The organism is uncultured Winogradskyella sp. (assembly GCF_947495255.1).
Classification (GTDB): domain Bacteria; phylum Bacteroidota; class Bacteroidia; order Flavobacteriales; family Flavobacteriaceae; genus Winogradskyella.
The window spans coordinates 14092-29748 of record NZ_CANLYI010000009.1 but is presented as its reverse complement, the minus strand read 5'-3'; the positions used below and the strand labels follow the sequence as shown (position 1 = coordinate 29748).

Genomic DNA, 15657 nt, shown 5'->3' with positions numbered 1-15657 from the left:
CTAATGCAGATTGTTCGAAGGCTTTAGTTTTTTTTTTTTTTTTTTATCTTCTGGTTGAAGAGCAAATTGGTTTAAGGTGATGTTGTTGGTTACTCCTTTTACAACTGATAAATTTTCTACAATTTGTCTTACAGCATCTTTTTGGTAAGCCCATTCTAACTCACCTAGAAGCGTAATCCAACCGTTATCAACTTCAACAATAACTTTATCGTTAGGTACTGAAGCATGCCATTCTATAGCGTTTATTGCAGCATTTGCTATTTCTGTATCGGTTTTATTAAGATGGGACAAATAACCAATTTTAATGCCTTCTGCTATGGCTTTTACGCCTTCTATTTTTTCTATAATTTGTACAACTGCAATTTTTAAAGCGCTAGGAAAAACCAATCCTGTAAGTGTTACAATACCGTCTTTAACCACCACACCAATTTGGGTTTCATTAATATTAGGTTGAAATGCTAGTTCATCTAATATGTCTTGCTTTATTTGTGCATCTGTTCTCATTGTATAATTTATATTAGTTATTCATATTGTCTTTAAATAAATCTTTTAAAGCTTGATTTAATGTTTTCATATCGTGATTAAATTCGCGTTCAAATTCCTTTTCGATGTTTTTTGCTTTTTCATTAAATTCTATCCTATTTTCTTTAAATTTTTCAGTTCTTACAACAAGCTTGTCTTTTAAAACAATATGTCTTTGTTCTAATTCATTAAGTTTTTGAGTGAGTCTCTCATGTTCATTTTTATTGGCCTTAGAAATTTTTTTTCGTATTTTTTTTATCTCTTCTTCTGTTTTTTCAATGGCTTTTTCTGAACTTGCCTTAAACTTATCCCATTCTTGTGTAACAGCTATTTTAATTTCTTCTGCTGTATCCATGGCTCCTCTCGTTAAATCTTTATTAAGTTCTATTACATCTTCTTTAACTTCGGTGGCATCTTGTTTAGATTTTTTACCACAGCTTGTTAAGAGGATTACTGCCAAAAATATTGTTGTAATTAAGTATACTATTTTTGTTTTCATAATTTCTATATTTAAAATGTTACTACTACTACTAATACCTCATTTTATTCTTTTATTATTTGTAAAATCATTTAAAAACAGAAGACATAAAAAGTATGCAATCAGGTTTAAGATCTAATCTCTCTGGCCTTCCCAAGTTCCGTTTAGGTCTGATGTGTTATCTTGCCAAGTTCCAGAGGCCGTATTACCATCTAAATTCCCAATAAAATTGCTATCGCCTTCAGTATAACCAGCTGTAGCAGTAAATAATCCTTCTACTGTTACCGATCCACTTAGACTACCTGATTCGCCAAAACTTGTTGTTACTGTTCCGCTTACAATTCCTGAATTTGAAATAGTTGCAACCCAAATTCCGTTTAAATCTCCTGAATATGTTCCATTCCACTCTCCTGCAAATTCAGATTGAGGCGTAATAGTAGTATTGTCATCATCACATTTACATGATTGAAGTGAAAATGTAAATATTATTGTTATTAATAAAAAAGCTATTTTTTTCATAATTGATAGTTTTGTTAAACATTTGTTTTTGAGTTATTTTTCTTGTTACATATACTTGCTTATAAATCGAAAAAAATCCTTTTTTAATTCACTATAAATATGTCTTTGTGTTTCCATTTTATTTCTAAATTCAATGTGTTTTTTTACAAATGAATAGTTGAGTACGTCTTCATCTTTTTTGTAGTGTGCACTCATATTAACTTCGTGCATGGTAATATTTTCTTGCAATTTGTCTATAACTGTGCCATGCAGTATAAACTGATTTTGATAATAATCTAATTGCGCTAGAATTTTTTTATCTGTCCACCTTGTTACTAATTCACTTAATCTATTGTTAAATGATTTAAGTTCGTCTTCCCAAAAAGTAAGTTCTCTTTGCCATAACTTATGTTCAAAATGTAAATCTGTATTATAAATAACTTGTGTTTCCATGATATGTTTGATTAAGTAATTTTTAGTTTTGATGTATTGAATAGCACTTTGTTTTCCTTCCGTTTTCCTAATATTTTTTCTAAATCGTCTTTGTCTGCTACTTCTTTTACTAATAATAGTTGCGCCAATTCTTGTAATTCATTTTTGTGTGTAGTTAAAATCTCTTTAACTCTTTTATACTGTGTTGTTATTAGATTTTGTACTTCAGTGTCAATTAGTTTTCCCATATTTTCACTATAGGGTTTTCCTAAAATTCTATCGTAAAGTCCTGTAGAATCATAAAAACTGATAGGTCCAACTTCTTCGTCAAGTCCAAAATAAGCCACCATGTTATAGGCTTGCTTTGTTACTTTTTCTAAATCATCTAATGCGCCAGAAGAAATTTCATTGAAAATAATTTCTTCTGCTGCTCGTCCGCCTAATGCTGAGCACATCTGATCCATAAATTGGGATTTGGTTACAATTTGCCGTTCTTCTGGTAAATACCATGCAGCGCCTAAAGATTTCCCTCTAGGAATAATGGATACTTTAACTAAAGCCTCAACATGCTCTAAATGCCAACTCGCAACTGCATGGCCAGCTTCATGATGTGCTACAATTTCTTTTTCTTTAGCAGAAATTATTTTACTTTTCCGTTCTAAACCACCAACAATACGATCTCTAGCTTGGTTAAAATCTTCCTGATCAACCTTTTTCTTCTTCTTTCTGGCAGCAATTAATGCGGCTTCATTACAAATATTTGCAATATCAGCTCCAGAAAATCCTGGAGTTAATGAGGCTAACATTGCTACATCAACATTGTCTTCTTTTTTAATGAGTTTGAGATGGACATTAAAAATTTCAATCCGTTCTTCTTTTGTGGGTAATTCTAGATAGATATGCCTGTCAAATCTTCCGGCTCTAAGCAAAGCTTTGTCTAAAATATCAGCTCTGTTGGTAGCTGCTAAAACAATAACACCTGTATTAGTACCAAATCCATCTAATTCGGCTAATAATTGGTTAAGTGTATTTTCTCTTTCGTCGTTAGATTGAAAGGCGTTTATTTTATCTCTAGATCGTCCAACGGCATCTATTTCATCTATAAACACAATACTTGGGGCTTTTTCTTTAGCTTGCTTAAAGAGGTCTCTAACTCTTGATGCGCCTACACCAACAAACATTTCTACAAACTCTGATCCAGACATAGAAAAAAAAGGAACTCTAGCTTCTCCTGCAATTGCTCTTGCCAATAGGGTTTTTCCTGTTCCTGGAGGTCCTACTAATAATATTCCTTTGGGTATTTTGGCACCAAGTTTGGTGTAGTTTTCAGGATTTTTTAGAAAATCTAAAATTTCCATCATTTCAATTTTAGCTTCTTTCAAACCTGCAACATCTTGAAATGTTACTTTGCTTTTTGTATCTATATTAGATAATTTTGCGGTTGATTTTCCAAAATTGAACATCTTTCCACCCACACCACCAGCTCCCATTCGTTTTATTATTAGTAACCAGAAAACTAAAATTAAAGCAAATGGTAAAATCCATAAAAATGTATCTAACCAGTTTAGTCTTGATTCATATTTAATTTCAATTTTTTCTTCTGATGTATAATGTTGCTGGGCATTTTCAAGCTTGTTTTCAAAACTTTCTACGGCGCCTATTTGTATGTAATATTGAGGTCTGGTTTCTCCTGTTATTATATTTTTAGAAATTGATTTGTCTTCATCGTCTTCTAGTTTCTCTTGTTTTATATAAATTTCAGCAATCTCTTTATTAAGAATTACAATTTTTTCAACATCTTGTTCTTTTAAAATGTTTTGTTCAAATTGTAACCAGCTAATCTCTTCGGCGGTAGAAGTTGGGTTAAAAAAAAATGTGGTAATTATAAAAAGTAGAAGCAAGGCGTAAATCCAATAAGGATTAAACCTCTTTGGTAATTTGTTATTCTTATCACTATTTTTATTGGTTGCCATTAGGACTTTAATTATTTAGAAATCAAATGTTTTTAGCGCTGTACTGTTTTTAGATTTATGTATTACTGTTCTAAAACAATAAATTGCTCTAATGCTTCCATAGCTTGGCATCCATACACAAGAGCTGGACCTCCACCCATAAGTATAGCAACGCTTATAGTTTCCATAATTTCTTCAGAGCTAGCACCTGCTTTTAACGCATCGTGTACATGAAAAGCTATACAGCCATCGCAACGTACAGTAATAGCAATACCTAGCGCAATAAGTTCTTTTGTTTTAGAAGGTAAGATACCGTCTGAAATACTGGCTTTATGTAGGTCATTAAACCCTTTCATTGTTTCAGGCAGCTTAGTCGCCAATTCACTCATTAATTTGGTGAGATTGTTATAGTTTTTAGAATAATCTTTTATCATAACTCAAATTTTTAATGACTACGTTTTGTTTTTATCAAAGCTATTTTAAAACAATTACTCTCAAAATGACGCAGGTCATTTGGGATGTCTTGTTTGTTTGATTCCTTTATAATAATTTATAAATATTACGGTTATGAAAAAAAGAAATTATATAGCGCTATTACTCATATTAATGAGTGCCTTGATTTTAGAAAGCTGTGGTCCTGTCGTTCTATCTTCGAGATTTGAGTCTCCACCACCTTGGTTTTATCCAAATAGAGTAGAGATGGTTAGGTATGTGTACTTCCCAGAATATTCAATCTATTACGATTTAACCCTTAGTAATTATCTATATCTAAACAATGGAGTATGGATGCGTGTAAAAGTACTGCCATCTCGATATCATAATATAAATCTAAATCGAAGTAAATATGTACGTGTAAAAGATTATAGAGGTGATAATATTAGAACATATCACAATGAGAATAATGTGCGGAGTAATACAAGAACTTCAAGACGAACTAATACTGCAAGGACACGACGAAATTAATTATAAACTTTTTAATTATGAAAAACTTGATTTATTTACTATTTGTATTATCTATAATAGGCTGTAACAGCCAAGAAAATAAGGAAAAAGAAACGCAACAATCAAATAAACAAGAGCAAGATACTATTAAGCCTATAGAAACGTGGGATGTTAAAAAGCAATATGATGAGTTTGGAAATCTTGTAAAGTATGATTCTATATATTCTTACTCTTATTCAAATATTAAGGGTGATTCTTTGAGAGTAAATTTAGACAGCATCATGGATTCTTTTAAAAATTATGTTGATAAAAATGCATCTTTTAATTGGAAAGGTAATTTTTCCTTTTTTCCTGAAAATGATTCCCTTTTTATGGATGATTTTTTTAAGGAAGATTATTTTTTTAAAAATTGGCAAAATCAGAATACGGAATTGGATAAAATGATAAAGAGGATGGATTCTTCTCGAAATGATTTTATAAGACAATTTTATCCAGGATTGTATGAGTCTAAAGATAAATCTTAGATGTATAAAGTCTTACTTATTCACGTTAGGTGATTAAAAGTATAATGAAACCTTTGCATTAAAATTAAAGCAACAAAAATCAATATTGCCAATATTGTTCTTGAATGTATTTATTAGTGCCAATATGCACTATTTAGTCTTGTTGTAACCAATTAATATGATTTTTAAATACAGAAGAAGTATATTTATTATATTGTAAAAATGTAATTTGCACAATCTTTTATCTTTATAACGAAAACTATTTCATGGCAAAAAGAAAAACGTCATCGCCAAAAGCTACAACGAAAAAAGTGGCATCAATAAAAAAGACAATACTTAAAAAAGAGGATGCATTTCTTATTGTTGGGATTGGTGCATCTGCTGGTGGTTTAGAAGCCTTGAAAACTTTTTTTTTAGAATTACCTGATGCACCAGGAATGGCATTTGTAATTGTGCAACACTTAGATCCTACACATAAAAGCCTAATGGTGGACTTGCTTAAAAAGTACACTAAAATACAAATAAGTGAAGTAAAAGATCATACAGAAGTCTTAAAAGATCATGTTTATATTATTCCACCAAATAAAGACATGGCTATATTTAATGGCATTCTTCACTTATTGGAGCCTTCTTTACCTAGAGGATTTAGAAAACCAATTGATTTTTTTCAACGTTCATTAGCAAATGATCAAGGTGTACGTGCTGTTGGTATTATATTGTCTGGTACAGGTACAGAAGGCACTATGGGACTAAAAGATATTAAAGGTCATGGAGGTCTAACTATAGTGCAAGATCCTGAAAATGCCCAATATGATGGAATGCCTCGCAGTGCTATAAATGCTGGTGTGCAAGATTTTATATTACCAATAAAAGAAATACCAAAACTGCTCATAAAATATTCTGAAAATAGAAATTTAAAACCCTTAGAGAAGCCAGTAGAAATCATTAAAACCAAAGATCAATTAGAAAAAATTTTTATTCTCATACGTAATGAAACGGGATGTAATTTTGGTGATTATAAAGATAGTACAGTGATACGTCGCGTTGAAAAACGAATGGCTATTAACCAAATAGCCAAGTTGGAAGACTATATTAAATACCTACAGAAAAATACAGAAGAAACTATAAAACTATTTAACGAATTACTTATTGGAGTAACCAGTTTTTTTAGAGATAAAGAACCCTTCGAGATTTTAGAAAAAGAGGTCGTACCAAAAATTATCGAAAACAAATCTAATGGCGATACTATAAGAATATGGATTCCGGGATGTTCTACAGGTGAAGAAGCTTATTCTACTGCTATTATTTTTGACGAAGTCATTTCTAAACAAAATAAGAATATAAAATTACAGATTTTCGCATCAGATATAGATGAAAGGGCTATATCTATTGCTCGTTTAGGTGTTTATCCCGATACTATAGTAACCGATGTGGAGAAACATCGATTACATTCTTATTTTCATGTTGAAGGACAAAGCTACTGTATTAAAAAAAAAATACGAGACCAAATAGTCTTTGCAGAACATAATCTAATGAAGGATCCACCATTCTCAAAATTAGATATGATTAGTTGTAGAAATCTATTGATTTATTTAAATATTGAAGCACAGAAAAAGGTATTCTCTATTTTTCATTATGCTTTAATAAATGAAGGTGTTTTATTTTTAGGAAGTTCAGAGTCTCTTGGAGAATATGCCGATGCATTTGAAGTCATTGATCGCAAAAATAAATTTTTTAAACGAAAAAACCTTCAATCTGATAAAATGCCGCAATTAGGATTTAACTTTCAAGATCAATTACCAACTATAAAAACGGCATCAGTCCCAATACTTAAAAAAGTTCAGCAAGATAATTTGGCTATAATAACAGAACGCCTTTTACTTTCAAATTATGCTCCTGCTTGTGCAATTATTGATAATAAAGGGGATGCTGTTTATTTTTCGGGTAACACTGGGAAATATTTGCAACCATCTCCAGGTGAAGCCAGTTTGAATATTGTTGATATGGCAAGAGATGGTCTTAAAACTAAATTGCAAACTATTATTTTGAAAGCTCGAAAAAGTCAAAAAATTGAAGTTTCTGCCAATATAAAAGTAAAAACAGATGGTTACTATCAAACCATTAAGCTTACCTCAAGACCATTAAGTCAATCTTTAAATGATAATGGCTATCTCATGATTATTTTTGAAGATATTGATACAATTACCGAAAATTCTGCTAATGACAAAAAGAAAGAAATCGAAAATGTTTCAGAAGTAAATGCATTACAACAAGAACTTGATACCACTAAAGAATTCCTAAGATCTACTATAGAACAATTAGAAGTTGCTAATGAGGAGTTAAAATCGTCAAATGAAGAACTACAATCTAGTAATGAAGAATTACAAAGCACTAATGAAGAATTAGAAACCTCTAAAGAAGAACTACAAAGTGTAAATGAGGAAATTGTTACTGTAAATACAGAATTACAAGGTAAGATAGATGAATTAGCTCAGTCTTATGATGATATGAATAATTTATTGGCGAGTATAGAAATAGGAACTATTTTTCTGGATGATAAATTGACAATTAAGCGTTTTACACCATCTATGTCTAAAATTATTAATTTAATTCAAAATGACATAGGACGTCCTGTAGAGCATTTATCTTCTAATCTTGATTATGATACTCTGGTGGCTGATGTTAAAAATGTACTAGAAAAACTTACACCGTTTACCACATCGGTAAAAAGTCATGATGGTGTTTGGTATCAAATGCAAATTATGCCGTATAGAACGGCGCAGAACGTAATAGAAGGAGTTGTTATTACTTTTGTTGATATAACAAAAGAAAAAACATTGGCGGATGAGCTGAATAAAATTAAAGAAAACTATGAATTTTTGTTAGAATCTACCAAGACTGTTGTATACACACAAGATAAAAATCTTTGTTATACTAGTATTGCTAATATGTATCCAGATGTGAAATACAGAAATTTTAAAGGAAAAACGGATTCAGATTTTTTTTCAGAAAAAGACACCAAGAAACTTGAGGAAATAAAGAAAAAAGTTCTGGATACAGGCCATCCAATACGGCAAACAGTTTCCATAGAATTGGGAGGAAGTATAAAACGCCATGATTTAACGGTTAGACCTTTGTTTGAGAAGGGTAAGATTAATGGCATAGCTTGTATTTCGACCGATGTTACAGAATTAAGTGAAGTTCAAAAAAAATCATCCGAAAAGAAATAATTAAATGTCTAGTGGTGCAGAACATAATTTACGTGCTAAGGCTGAGGCTAAAATTCGAGAAAGATCGCAAGCCATACAAAACCTTACTTTAGAGGAATCTAAATCATTGCTTCACGAATTAGAAGTGCATCAAGTAGAGTTAGAAATGCAAAATGAAGAGTTGCGAGAAGCGCAGCATAGGCTAGAGGAAGTCCGTGACCAATACACAGACTTATTTGATTTTGCACCAATTGGCTACTTAGTATTAAATGAAAAAGCGATTATAATAAATAGCAACCTCACAGCCTGTGATTTACTTGGTATAGAACGTTCTTATATTATCGGAAAACCATTTTCTGCATATATAACAAATGGCGAATCTCGAACATTATTCTTTAATCTTCGAAAAGCTTTTGAAACAGGTATATTACCTTCCTTCGAAATTAAAATGAAACACAAAAGTAAGGGAGAGTTTACAGTCTTACTTCAAGGCACAATCACAAAAAATAAAATATCAGAAAGTACCGTTTGCAGAGTGTCATTAATAGATGTTTCAGAGCTCAAAAAAGCCGAGATTTTACAATTAAAACATAAAAGCTTACAAAAGGAAAAAGAAAAAATACAAGAATATCTTAATCTAGCTCCTGTAGTTTTTCTCTTGATAGATACAGAGTATAACGTGCAATTAATCAATAAAAAAGGGTGTGACCTTCTTGGATATAATAGTATAGAAATTTTAGGAAAAAATTGGTTAAACAATTTTATAAGTTTAGCAGATAGTAAAGGCTCAATTTTGTCGCATAAGTACATAAAGAATGAAAATGGATTGTTAAATCCAAATTTTGAAAGTTTCCTAAAGTGCAATAACAATAATATGCCTTTAATGTCTTGGACCAACTTAACATTGTTAGATGAGAATAATAAATACATAGGTACTCTAATTGCTGGTGAAGATATAACTGAACGAAAGAAATTAGAATCGAGAAAACAAAAATACACTGAAGAATTAGAAGGCATTGTAGCAGAGCGTACAAAGGAATTAAAAGAAGCATTACAACAAGAAAAAATTATTAATGAAATGAAAAGTGCTTTTGTTTCTATGGCTTCGCATGAGTTTCGTACACCGCTTACTAGTATTCTTTCTTCAACTATTTTAATTGAAAAATATAACGATTTAAACGAGTCTACCAAAGTAGAACGACATGTTGAACGTATTAAATCATCCGTAAATCAACTAACAAATATTTTGAACGACTTCCTCTCTATGGAAAAGCTAGAGCGTGGTATTGTAACAACTAGTAAGGAAAATTTTACCTTAAAAGTGCTTATTAAGGATATAATTGAAGATTTGCATTGGATGTTTAAAGAAAATCAAAAAATCAATTATGTAGAAAAAGACTCAATTGAAGTTTTTATGGATAAAAAGATTTTGAGAAATATACTGATAAATCTAATTTCTAATGCTACAAAATATTCACAAACTGATATTCAAATAACAGCTTTCATAAAAAAGAATGTTTTATTTATAGAAATTGAGGATAGAGGTATAGGTATTCCTGAAAATGAACAAAAGTATCTGTTTACAAAATTTTTTAGGGCTAAAAATGTGACTAATATACAAGGAACAGGCCTCGGTTTAAGTATTGTAAAACATTATGTTAATTTATTAGAAGGTACTATTGCTTTTATGAGTGAAATTTGCGAAGGCAGTACTTTTAAACTGGCATTTCCTTTATGTCCATAGAATTTAAATAGTGTTTTGAAGGCTAATTATAAAACATAAAATTTATTTTAATACGATATTATTTTTTGATGTCTAATAGAATCTTTTTGAAAATTAGTCCAATTATGTTTTCCTTCTAAAATGCCTTTGGTTTCCCAATCGCCATAGATTGTATTGGGTAATACAATGAATTTCTTGCCGAAAAAAGCTTTCAAACTATCTACATTTCTATTTCTTTCCATGGTAGAACGTTCCTCAAATACGTCTGAGAAATCAGATAAATTATCGCCAAGTAGTAATACAATTTCGTGGGTTTCTTGTACATGAAGTCTTCTTGGTTGTTTTCCACTAAGACTGTCTTTTAATAAAACATGTGCTTCATCAGCAAAAGGAAATCCTATTATTTGTAGATTATCAATGGTTTCATTTTTTTGATTTATGGACCTATTAGAAATATAAAAAACTTCAATACTCTTACTTTTCGCATAATTAAAAAAATCAAGAGCACCTGGTATTACTGCTGCTTTTTTCTTCTTTACCCATTCCGTCCATCTTAGGGTATTGTAGTCTTCATCTAATTCAACTTGTTTACCGCTATAAGGACTGTTATTCAACACCGTTTCATCAATATCTGTGACAATTGCTAGTGGTTTTTTTAAGTCCACTTTATTGGCAATTATATCATTTAATCGCATTTGAGCCAAATAAAAAGCCTGATACGTTAATGCACGATATTCTGCCGCATGTTGTTGCCATAAAACAGATTGGATGGAATACTCACGAATAGGGATATTTATATTTTCAGTGATTACTTTCTTTTGTTTATCTTGATTTACCGATAATTCATGAACTCTACATCCAAAAAATAAAGTCATTGCAAAAAGGGTAATTAGTATATTGTTTTTCATGTGTATATATTTATTTGGTTTTTATACTTTACGCTATACCAGAAGAATTTTAAAAAAAATAAAATTAGTAACAGATAGTTTTATGAGCAATGATACTAATCAGTTTGGAATGATGTAGGTCATTGTGAATAAAGCTCTTTCTCTATAAATTTAGAGACTAAACTTTAAGATTATGGATACTAAAGAAAGTATACAACGGTTAGCAGAATTTTCTTCAGAAATACGTGAAATCACACTTATAAGACTCGAAGAAGTTCCTGATGGATTTATAAATTGGCGATTAAATAATACGGCTATGAGTTTTGCCCATTTGGTAAAGCATATAATTGATGTGGATGAACTCTTCTATAGTCTTTCAACAACCAATAAAAGAACCTTTAAATGGGAAATGGGTTCTGAAGAACCTCACTTAGATGTTGATGAAACTATATACAAGAGTTTGATTAAAACCTTAAAATCTAATGGTGAAAAACGAAACGTTATAATTTCTGAGTTTAATGCTACAACCATTAACCATTTAGTTCGTAATGAAAAAGGAAAAGAAATGACATTTTGGTGGTTTATTATGCGCAAGGTTTTAGAACACGAAACTTATCACAGAGGGCAAATTGCTGCTTACTTAAAAGTTTTAAAAGGTGAGTCTTCTCAACTTTAAAAAGCATGTTTTTATTATATTTTAATACTATCCGTAGGTGTTTCTACCAATATGGTTATGTCGCCTCTCAATGCAATGGGGTGTTTCATGATTTCAGGATTGTTCCGTCTCGTCTTTATCCAATCCACTGAAGAAAAATCATGATGCTCAAATTGCGATTTATAAGCTCGATGTTCTTGGTTCACTAAATCTTTTATTTCTATATGTAATCTATCAGCCAATGCTGCGATTTGTGTTCCTGTAAGAGGTGTTTTTAAAATATCTATTTCTAGAATAGGTAATCCTTCGGCTTTGGCATATGCCAAAGTTTGTTTTGCTCTTACAGATTTAGAGCTGTAAAACAAGGTAATTTGTCTGTTTGATGTTGCAATCTCTCCCATAATTAAAATATTTTAGTATTATTCATATCTCAATGCATCAATAGGATTCAATTTTGCCGCTTTACGAGCAGGAAAATAGCCAAAAACAATTCCGACCAATGTAGCAAATCCAAAACCTATTAATATGGAATAGGCAGCAGTAGGTATGTAAAAGTTAGTTGCTTTATAAATAATTTGATTTCCAATCACACCAAGTACAACCCCAAGAACACCACCTGCCAAACTCAATACAACCGCTTCAATTAAAAATTGCGTAAGAATATCACTCTCTCTAGCACCAATAGCTAATCGTGTTCCTATTTCTCTTGTACGTTCTGTTACAGAAACAAGCATAATATTCATAATTCCAATACCACCAACAATTAGTGAAATACTGGCAATAGCTCCCAATAATAGCGTTAAAATTCCTGTTATATTACTTGTAATTTCTTGTAACTCAATTTGTGTCATAATTTCAAAATCATCTTCATCGTTCGCTTTAATTTTATGAGACTCACGAAGCAATTCTGTTGCTTCTATTTTGGCATCCACAATATGATCTTCACTTAAGGCACTTGCCAAAATCATATTATAACCTCTTTTTCGATTTCCAAATATTCTGTTTTGTATTGTTGTATATGGTGCCAAGACTATATCGTCCATATCTTGTCCCATACCACCAGATCCTTCCTCTTTTAATAAACCCACAACGGTAAAGGGAACTTTGTCTATACGTATTTGCTTGCCAATAGGGTCTTGCCCAGGAAAAAGCTCTTCTCGTATAGTTTGTCCAATTACGCAGAATTTTCTTGCAGTTTTTACATCTTCATCACTAAAGAAACTACCTAATTGAATTTCTCTACTTGTGATATAAAAATAGTCGTAAGAAACACCATAAACCATGGTAGATTTGTAACCATCTGGCCCAATGGCTTGTGCACCAATGGCTAGTAAAGGGGACAAGTTTGGCATATAAATGGCATTTTTTTGTAATATTTCAAAGTCTTTTTTATATATAGGTTTACCCATTCTCACATTTATACCTGCCTTATGCTCAGATTTAGTTTGTATCATTAAGAGATTAGTTCCTAGGCCTGAAATTTGATTTTGAACCTGCATTGTAGCACCTTCACCTGCAGAAATGGTCATAATTACAGCTGCAACGCCAATAATAATACCCAACATAGTAAGAATACTACGTGTTCTATTTTTATTAATAGCCTGAAAAGCAACCTTTAATATTTTTAATGTCTGTTTCATGTGTTTATATTTATTGTTTTTTAACAAGACACATGCTGCTCATTAATAATCATTTACTTAGGTGTTAAAACCTTTAGTTTATTCGTTTCATCTATTCTTTAGGTTCTGTGGTTAACTCCAAATCTTTTAATGCGCTTTCTTTAGTGCTACGATCTTTAATGATTTCATCGGTTAGTATACGACCATCTCTCATATAAATCATGCGTTTTGCAAATTGGGCTATTTCTGGCTCGTGGGTAATCATTAAAATGGTTTTTCCTTCATTGTTAAGTCGCACAAATAAATCGGCGACCTCTATACTGGTCTTACTATCTAGATTTCCTGTGGCTTCATCAGAAAGAATGAGTGCAGGTTCATTAACTAGTGCTCTTGCAATTGCAACCCGTTGTTGTTGACCTCCAGAAAGTTCGTTGGTTTTATGGTAAATTCGGTCCTCAAGACCCACTTCTCCTAAAGCTTTTGTTGCTAATTCTTTTGAGTTTGAAAACCGCCCGGTTCTATCGTAAACAAGTGGCAATTCCACATTTTCTAATGCGGTTGTACGCGATAAAAGATTATAACTCTGAAAAATGAATCCAATTTTTTGATTTCGGATATCTGCTAGTTGGTTTTTACTCAACTTATTTACATGAACACCGTCCAAATAATAGTCTCCTGATGTTGGTTGGTCTAAACAACCCAAAATATTTAAAAAAGTAGATTTACCTGAACCTGATGCTCCCATAATAGCCACAAATTCTCCTTCTTCAATAACCAAATCAATATCAGTAAGCGCATGGACTTCTATATCTCCATTTTTGAAAATACGACTTATTTTTTTTGTTTCTATGACTTTTTTTAAAGGCATAACTATTTCTCTTTAGACTTGATACCATTAATGGCTTTGATATTTTCTGATATTTCAGAACCATCAAGAAATCTTTTAATTTCAGATTGTAAACCAGTTTTAATTCCTATTTCTATAAATTTGAAATCTAGTGTTTCTCTTTCATTCTTATAAAAGAAGCCATCAATGTGGTTAGGTAGATTTTTCTTAAAATTTGCTGGTGTATATATATCAACATTATTAATTGCTTTGTTAAATTTTTGTTTGAGTGAATCTGGAAGCATTGTATTTCCTTTTTCTTCCAATAATGGTTTAATTTCTTCTAGCATGGCTTCGTTGGGTCTAAATCGTAATGCCGAATTATTTATTAAAAATACATCCTTTGCAGCTGCTGTAATAAATTCTAGATTAGCGGTCATACCTGGTAACAGTAATCCTTTCTTATTATCAACAGAAACGACAACTTGGTAATTAACCACATTATTTATTTCAATAGGCTGTAATCGTATTTGGTTTACAATGCCATAAAATTCTTTTTCTGGATAAGTTTGTACTGTGAAACGTACTTGCATGCTATCTTTTATATAACCAATATCGCTTTCATCGACATCGGCTAGAATTTGCATTTTAGATAAATCTTCAGCAATAATAAACATGGTAGGTGTAGCAAAAGATGCAGCTACGGTTTGTCCTTCTTCAACACTACGTTCTGTTACGGTACCACTTATAGGTGACGTAATATGTGCAAAGCCAATGCTTACTTTTATGTTTTTTACAGAAGCCATTGCAGCTTTTTTTGCACTAACAGCTTGGTTGTATGCGTATTTTGAATTGGTATACTCTTTATTTGAAATAACACCTTTATTATATAATTTTTTATTTCGTTCATATTCATCTTTAACCTGATTTAGTTGTGCTTGGCTAACAGCTACATTAGCCTCTGCGCTATGCAGATTAGTGTTCAGTAATTTTAAATCCATTTCAGCTAAAACTTGTCCTGCATTAACCTTATCATTATAATCTACATAAATCTTTGTGATAGTTCCAGATATTTGAGTACCAATTTCAACGGTGTTTATGGCTTCTACCGTTCCTGTACTTGATACATCTGCCTCAATATTTCCTTTTTCTATAGCAGTATAAGTATAGTCTAGTTTTTTGCTGTTAAGCGTTGGCTTTAGAATAAAATAGCCGATTACAACGATAACTATAATTCCGAGTATGAGCCATTTTGACCTTTTCATTCTAATCTGTTTTCTGTACTAAAATTATCTCAATATCTTAAGATAAACTATGATTTGAATCAGTTTGCATAGAATCTATATTGTAAACATTAGTAAAACTAATAGGTATTTAAAAAATATGTCTATTGAAAAATGTTTAATGATTT

Annotated in this window: 16 protein-coding genes; 5 read left to right on the top strand and 11 right to left on the bottom strand. The window is 31.3% G+C overall.

Translation table 11 applies throughout. The features are described 5' to 3' along the window. The 6 genes from Q0807_RS15125 to Q0807_RS15100 form a co-directional block, all read right to left on the bottom strand. The gene (locus Q0807_RS15125; protein WP_299111244.1) at positions 1 to 504 is read right to left on the bottom strand and encodes a BON domain-containing protein; all 504 of its coding nucleotides are present in this window, start codon (positions 502 to 504) and stop codon (positions 1 to 3) included. A 13-nt stretch (positions 505 to 517) separates the two neighbouring features. Continuing rightward, entirely contained in the window at positions 518 to 1021 is a 504-nt protein-coding gene (locus Q0807_RS15120) for a hypothetical protein (RefSeq protein ID WP_299111243.1), read from the bottom strand. A 114-nt stretch (positions 1022 to 1135) separates the two neighbouring features. Further along, entirely contained in the window at positions 1136 to 1519 is a 384-nt protein-coding gene (locus tag Q0807_RS15115) for a hypothetical protein (RefSeq protein ID WP_299111241.1), read from the bottom strand. A gap of 45 nt (positions 1520 to 1564) precedes the next feature. Beyond that, positions 1565 to 1951 (bottom strand): hypothetical protein, encoded by a 387-nt coding sequence (locus tag Q0807_RS15110; protein ID WP_299111239.1) that lies wholly within the window; start codon positions 1949 to 1951, stop codon positions 1565 to 1567. An 11-nt stretch (positions 1952 to 1962) separates the two neighbouring features. Further along, the gene (gene ftsH, locus Q0807_RS15105) at positions 1963 to 3903 is read right to left on the bottom strand and encodes an ATP-dependent zinc metalloprotease FtsH (protein ID WP_299111237.1); all 1941 of its coding nucleotides are present in this window, start codon (positions 3901 to 3903) and stop codon (positions 1963 to 1965) included. Between the two features lie 62 nt (positions 3904 to 3965). Further along, complete coding sequence (locus Q0807_RS15100) at positions 3966 to 4316, bottom strand: carboxymuconolactone decarboxylase family protein (protein WP_299111234.1); 351 nt, start codon at positions 4314 to 4316, stop codon at positions 3966 to 3968. A 133-nt stretch (positions 4317 to 4449) separates the two neighbouring features. Between Q0807_RS15100 and Q0807_RS15095 the strand changes: the two genes are divergently transcribed. The 4 genes from Q0807_RS15095 to Q0807_RS15080 all read left to right on the top strand — a co-directional run bounded on the left by Q0807_RS15095 (position 4450) and on the right by Q0807_RS15080 (position 10280). Then, positions 4450 to 4845, top strand: coding sequence for a hypothetical protein (locus tag Q0807_RS15095; protein ID WP_299111233.1), 396 nt, complete (start codon positions 4450 to 4452; stop codon positions 4843 to 4845). A gap of 17 nt (positions 4846 to 4862) precedes the next feature. After that, positions 4863 to 5348 carry a hypothetical protein gene (locus Q0807_RS15090; protein WP_299111230.1) on the top strand — a complete coding sequence of 162 codons (486 nt, stop codon included), beginning with the start codon at positions 4863 to 4865 and terminating at the stop codon, positions 5346 to 5348. Between the two features lie 245 nt (positions 5349 to 5593). Then, on the top strand, positions 5594 to 8557 hold the full coding sequence (locus Q0807_RS15085) for a CheR family methyltransferase (RefSeq protein WP_299111228.1): 2964 nt from the start codon (positions 5594 to 5596) through the stop codon (positions 8555 to 8557). Positions 8558 to 8561: 4 nt separating this feature from the next. After that, on the top strand, positions 8562 to 10280 hold the full coding sequence (locus Q0807_RS15080; protein ID WP_299111226.1) for a PAS domain-containing sensor histidine kinase: 1719 nt from the start codon (positions 8562 to 8564) through the stop codon (positions 10278 to 10280). A 47-nt stretch (positions 10281 to 10327) separates the two neighbouring features. Here Q0807_RS15080 and Q0807_RS15075 read toward each other — a convergent pair whose 3' ends face one another. Further along, a complete protein-coding gene (locus tag Q0807_RS15075; protein WP_299111225.1) occupies positions 10328 to 11167 on the bottom strand; it encodes a 5'-nucleotidase, lipoprotein e(P4) family in 840 nt (279 codons plus the stop codon). Positions 11168 to 11339: 172 nt separating this feature from the next. On the opposite strand from Q0807_RS15075, the gene Q0807_RS15070 reads away from it, so the two are divergent. Beyond that, the gene (locus tag Q0807_RS15070; RefSeq protein ID WP_299111223.1) at positions 11340 to 11822 is read left to right on the top strand and encodes a DinB family protein; all 483 of its coding nucleotides are present in this window, start codon (positions 11340 to 11342) and stop codon (positions 11820 to 11822) included. A 14-nt stretch (positions 11823 to 11836) separates the two neighbouring features. Here the strand turns inward: Q0807_RS15070 and Q0807_RS15065 are convergent, their stop codons facing one another. The 4 genes from Q0807_RS15065 to Q0807_RS15050 all read right to left on the bottom strand — a co-directional run bounded on the left by Q0807_RS15065 (position 11837) and on the right by Q0807_RS15050 (position 15511). Next, complete coding sequence (locus Q0807_RS15065; RefSeq protein WP_299111221.1) at positions 11837 to 12202, bottom strand: arsenate reductase family protein; 366 nt, start codon at positions 12200 to 12202, stop codon at positions 11837 to 11839. A gap of 18 nt (positions 12203 to 12220) precedes the next feature. After that, positions 12221 to 13441 (bottom strand): ABC transporter permease, encoded by a 1221-nt coding sequence (locus Q0807_RS15060; RefSeq protein ID WP_299111219.1) that lies wholly within the window; start codon positions 13439 to 13441, stop codon positions 12221 to 12223. Positions 13442 to 13532: 91 nt separating this feature from the next. Continuing rightward, a complete protein-coding gene (locus tag Q0807_RS15055) occupies positions 13533 to 14288 on the bottom strand; it encodes an ABC transporter ATP-binding protein (protein ID WP_299111217.1) in 756 nt (251 codons plus the stop codon). Positions 14289 to 14290: 2 nt separating this feature from the next. Further along, positions 14291 to 15511, bottom strand: a complete 1221-nt coding sequence (locus Q0807_RS15050; protein ID WP_299111216.1) for an efflux RND transporter periplasmic adaptor subunit — start codon at positions 15509 to 15511, stop codon at positions 14291 to 14293. Positions 15512 to 15657: the final 146 nt, after the last annotated feature.

What these genes read in the sequence shown, in the direction of transcription:
- Q0807_RS15075 (WP_299111225.1), bottom strand. Translation starts at nt 11,167, where the DNA reads ATGAAAAACAATATACTAATTACCCTTTTTGCAATGACTTTATTTTTT.
- Q0807_RS15055 (WP_299111217.1), bottom strand. Translation starts at nt 14,288, where the DNA reads ATGCCTTTAAAAAAAGTCATAGAAACAAAAAAAATAAGTCGTATTTTC.
- Q0807_RS15060 (WP_299111219.1), bottom strand. Translation starts at nt 13,441, where the DNA reads ATGAAACAGACATTAAAAATATTAAAGGTTGCTTTTCAGGCTATTAAT.
- Q0807_RS15095 (WP_299111233.1), top strand. Translation starts at nt 4,450, where the DNA reads ATGAAAAAAAGAAATTATATAGCGCTATTACTCATATTAATGAGTGCC.
- ftsH (WP_299111237.1), bottom strand. Translation starts at nt 3,903, where the DNA reads ATGGCAACCAATAAAAATAGTGATAAGAATAACAAATTACCAAAGAGG.
- Q0807_RS15110 (WP_299111239.1), bottom strand. Translation starts at nt 1,951, where the DNA reads ATGGAAACACAAGTTATTTATAATACAGATTTACATTTTGAACATAAG.
- Q0807_RS15125 (WP_299111244.1), bottom strand. Translation starts at nt 504, where the DNA reads ATGAGAACAGATGCACAAATAAAGCAAGACATATTAGATGAACTAGCA.
- Q0807_RS15065 (WP_299111221.1), bottom strand. Translation starts at nt 12,202, where the DNA reads ATGGGAGAGATTGCAACATCAAACAGACAAATTACCTTGTTTTACAGC.
- Q0807_RS15085 (WP_299111228.1), top strand. Translation starts at nt 5,594, where the DNA reads ATGGCAAAAAGAAAAACGTCATCGCCAAAAGCTACAACGAAAAAAGTG.
- Q0807_RS15050 (WP_299111216.1), bottom strand. Translation starts at nt 15,511, where the DNA reads ATGAAAAGGTCAAAATGGCTCATACTCGGAATTATAGTTATCGTTGTA.
- Q0807_RS15100 (WP_299111234.1), bottom strand. Translation starts at nt 4,316, where the DNA reads ATGATAAAAGATTATTCTAAAAACTATAACAATCTCACCAAATTAATG.
- Q0807_RS15080 (WP_299111226.1), top strand. Translation starts at nt 8,562, where the DNA reads ATGTCTAGTGGTGCAGAACATAATTTACGTGCTAAGGCTGAGGCTAAA.
- Q0807_RS15115 (WP_299111241.1), bottom strand. Translation starts at nt 1,519, where the DNA reads ATGAAAAAAATAGCTTTTTTATTAATAACAATAATATTTACATTTTCA.
- Q0807_RS15120 (WP_299111243.1), bottom strand. Translation starts at nt 1,021, where the DNA reads ATGAAAACAAAAATAGTATACTTAATTACAACAATATTTTTGGCAGTA.
- Q0807_RS15090 (WP_299111230.1), top strand. Translation starts at nt 4,863, where the DNA reads ATGAAAAACTTGATTTATTTACTATTTGTATTATCTATAATAGGCTGT.
- Q0807_RS15070 (WP_299111223.1), top strand. Translation starts at nt 11,340, where the DNA reads ATGGATACTAAAGAAAGTATACAACGGTTAGCAGAATTTTCTTCAGAA.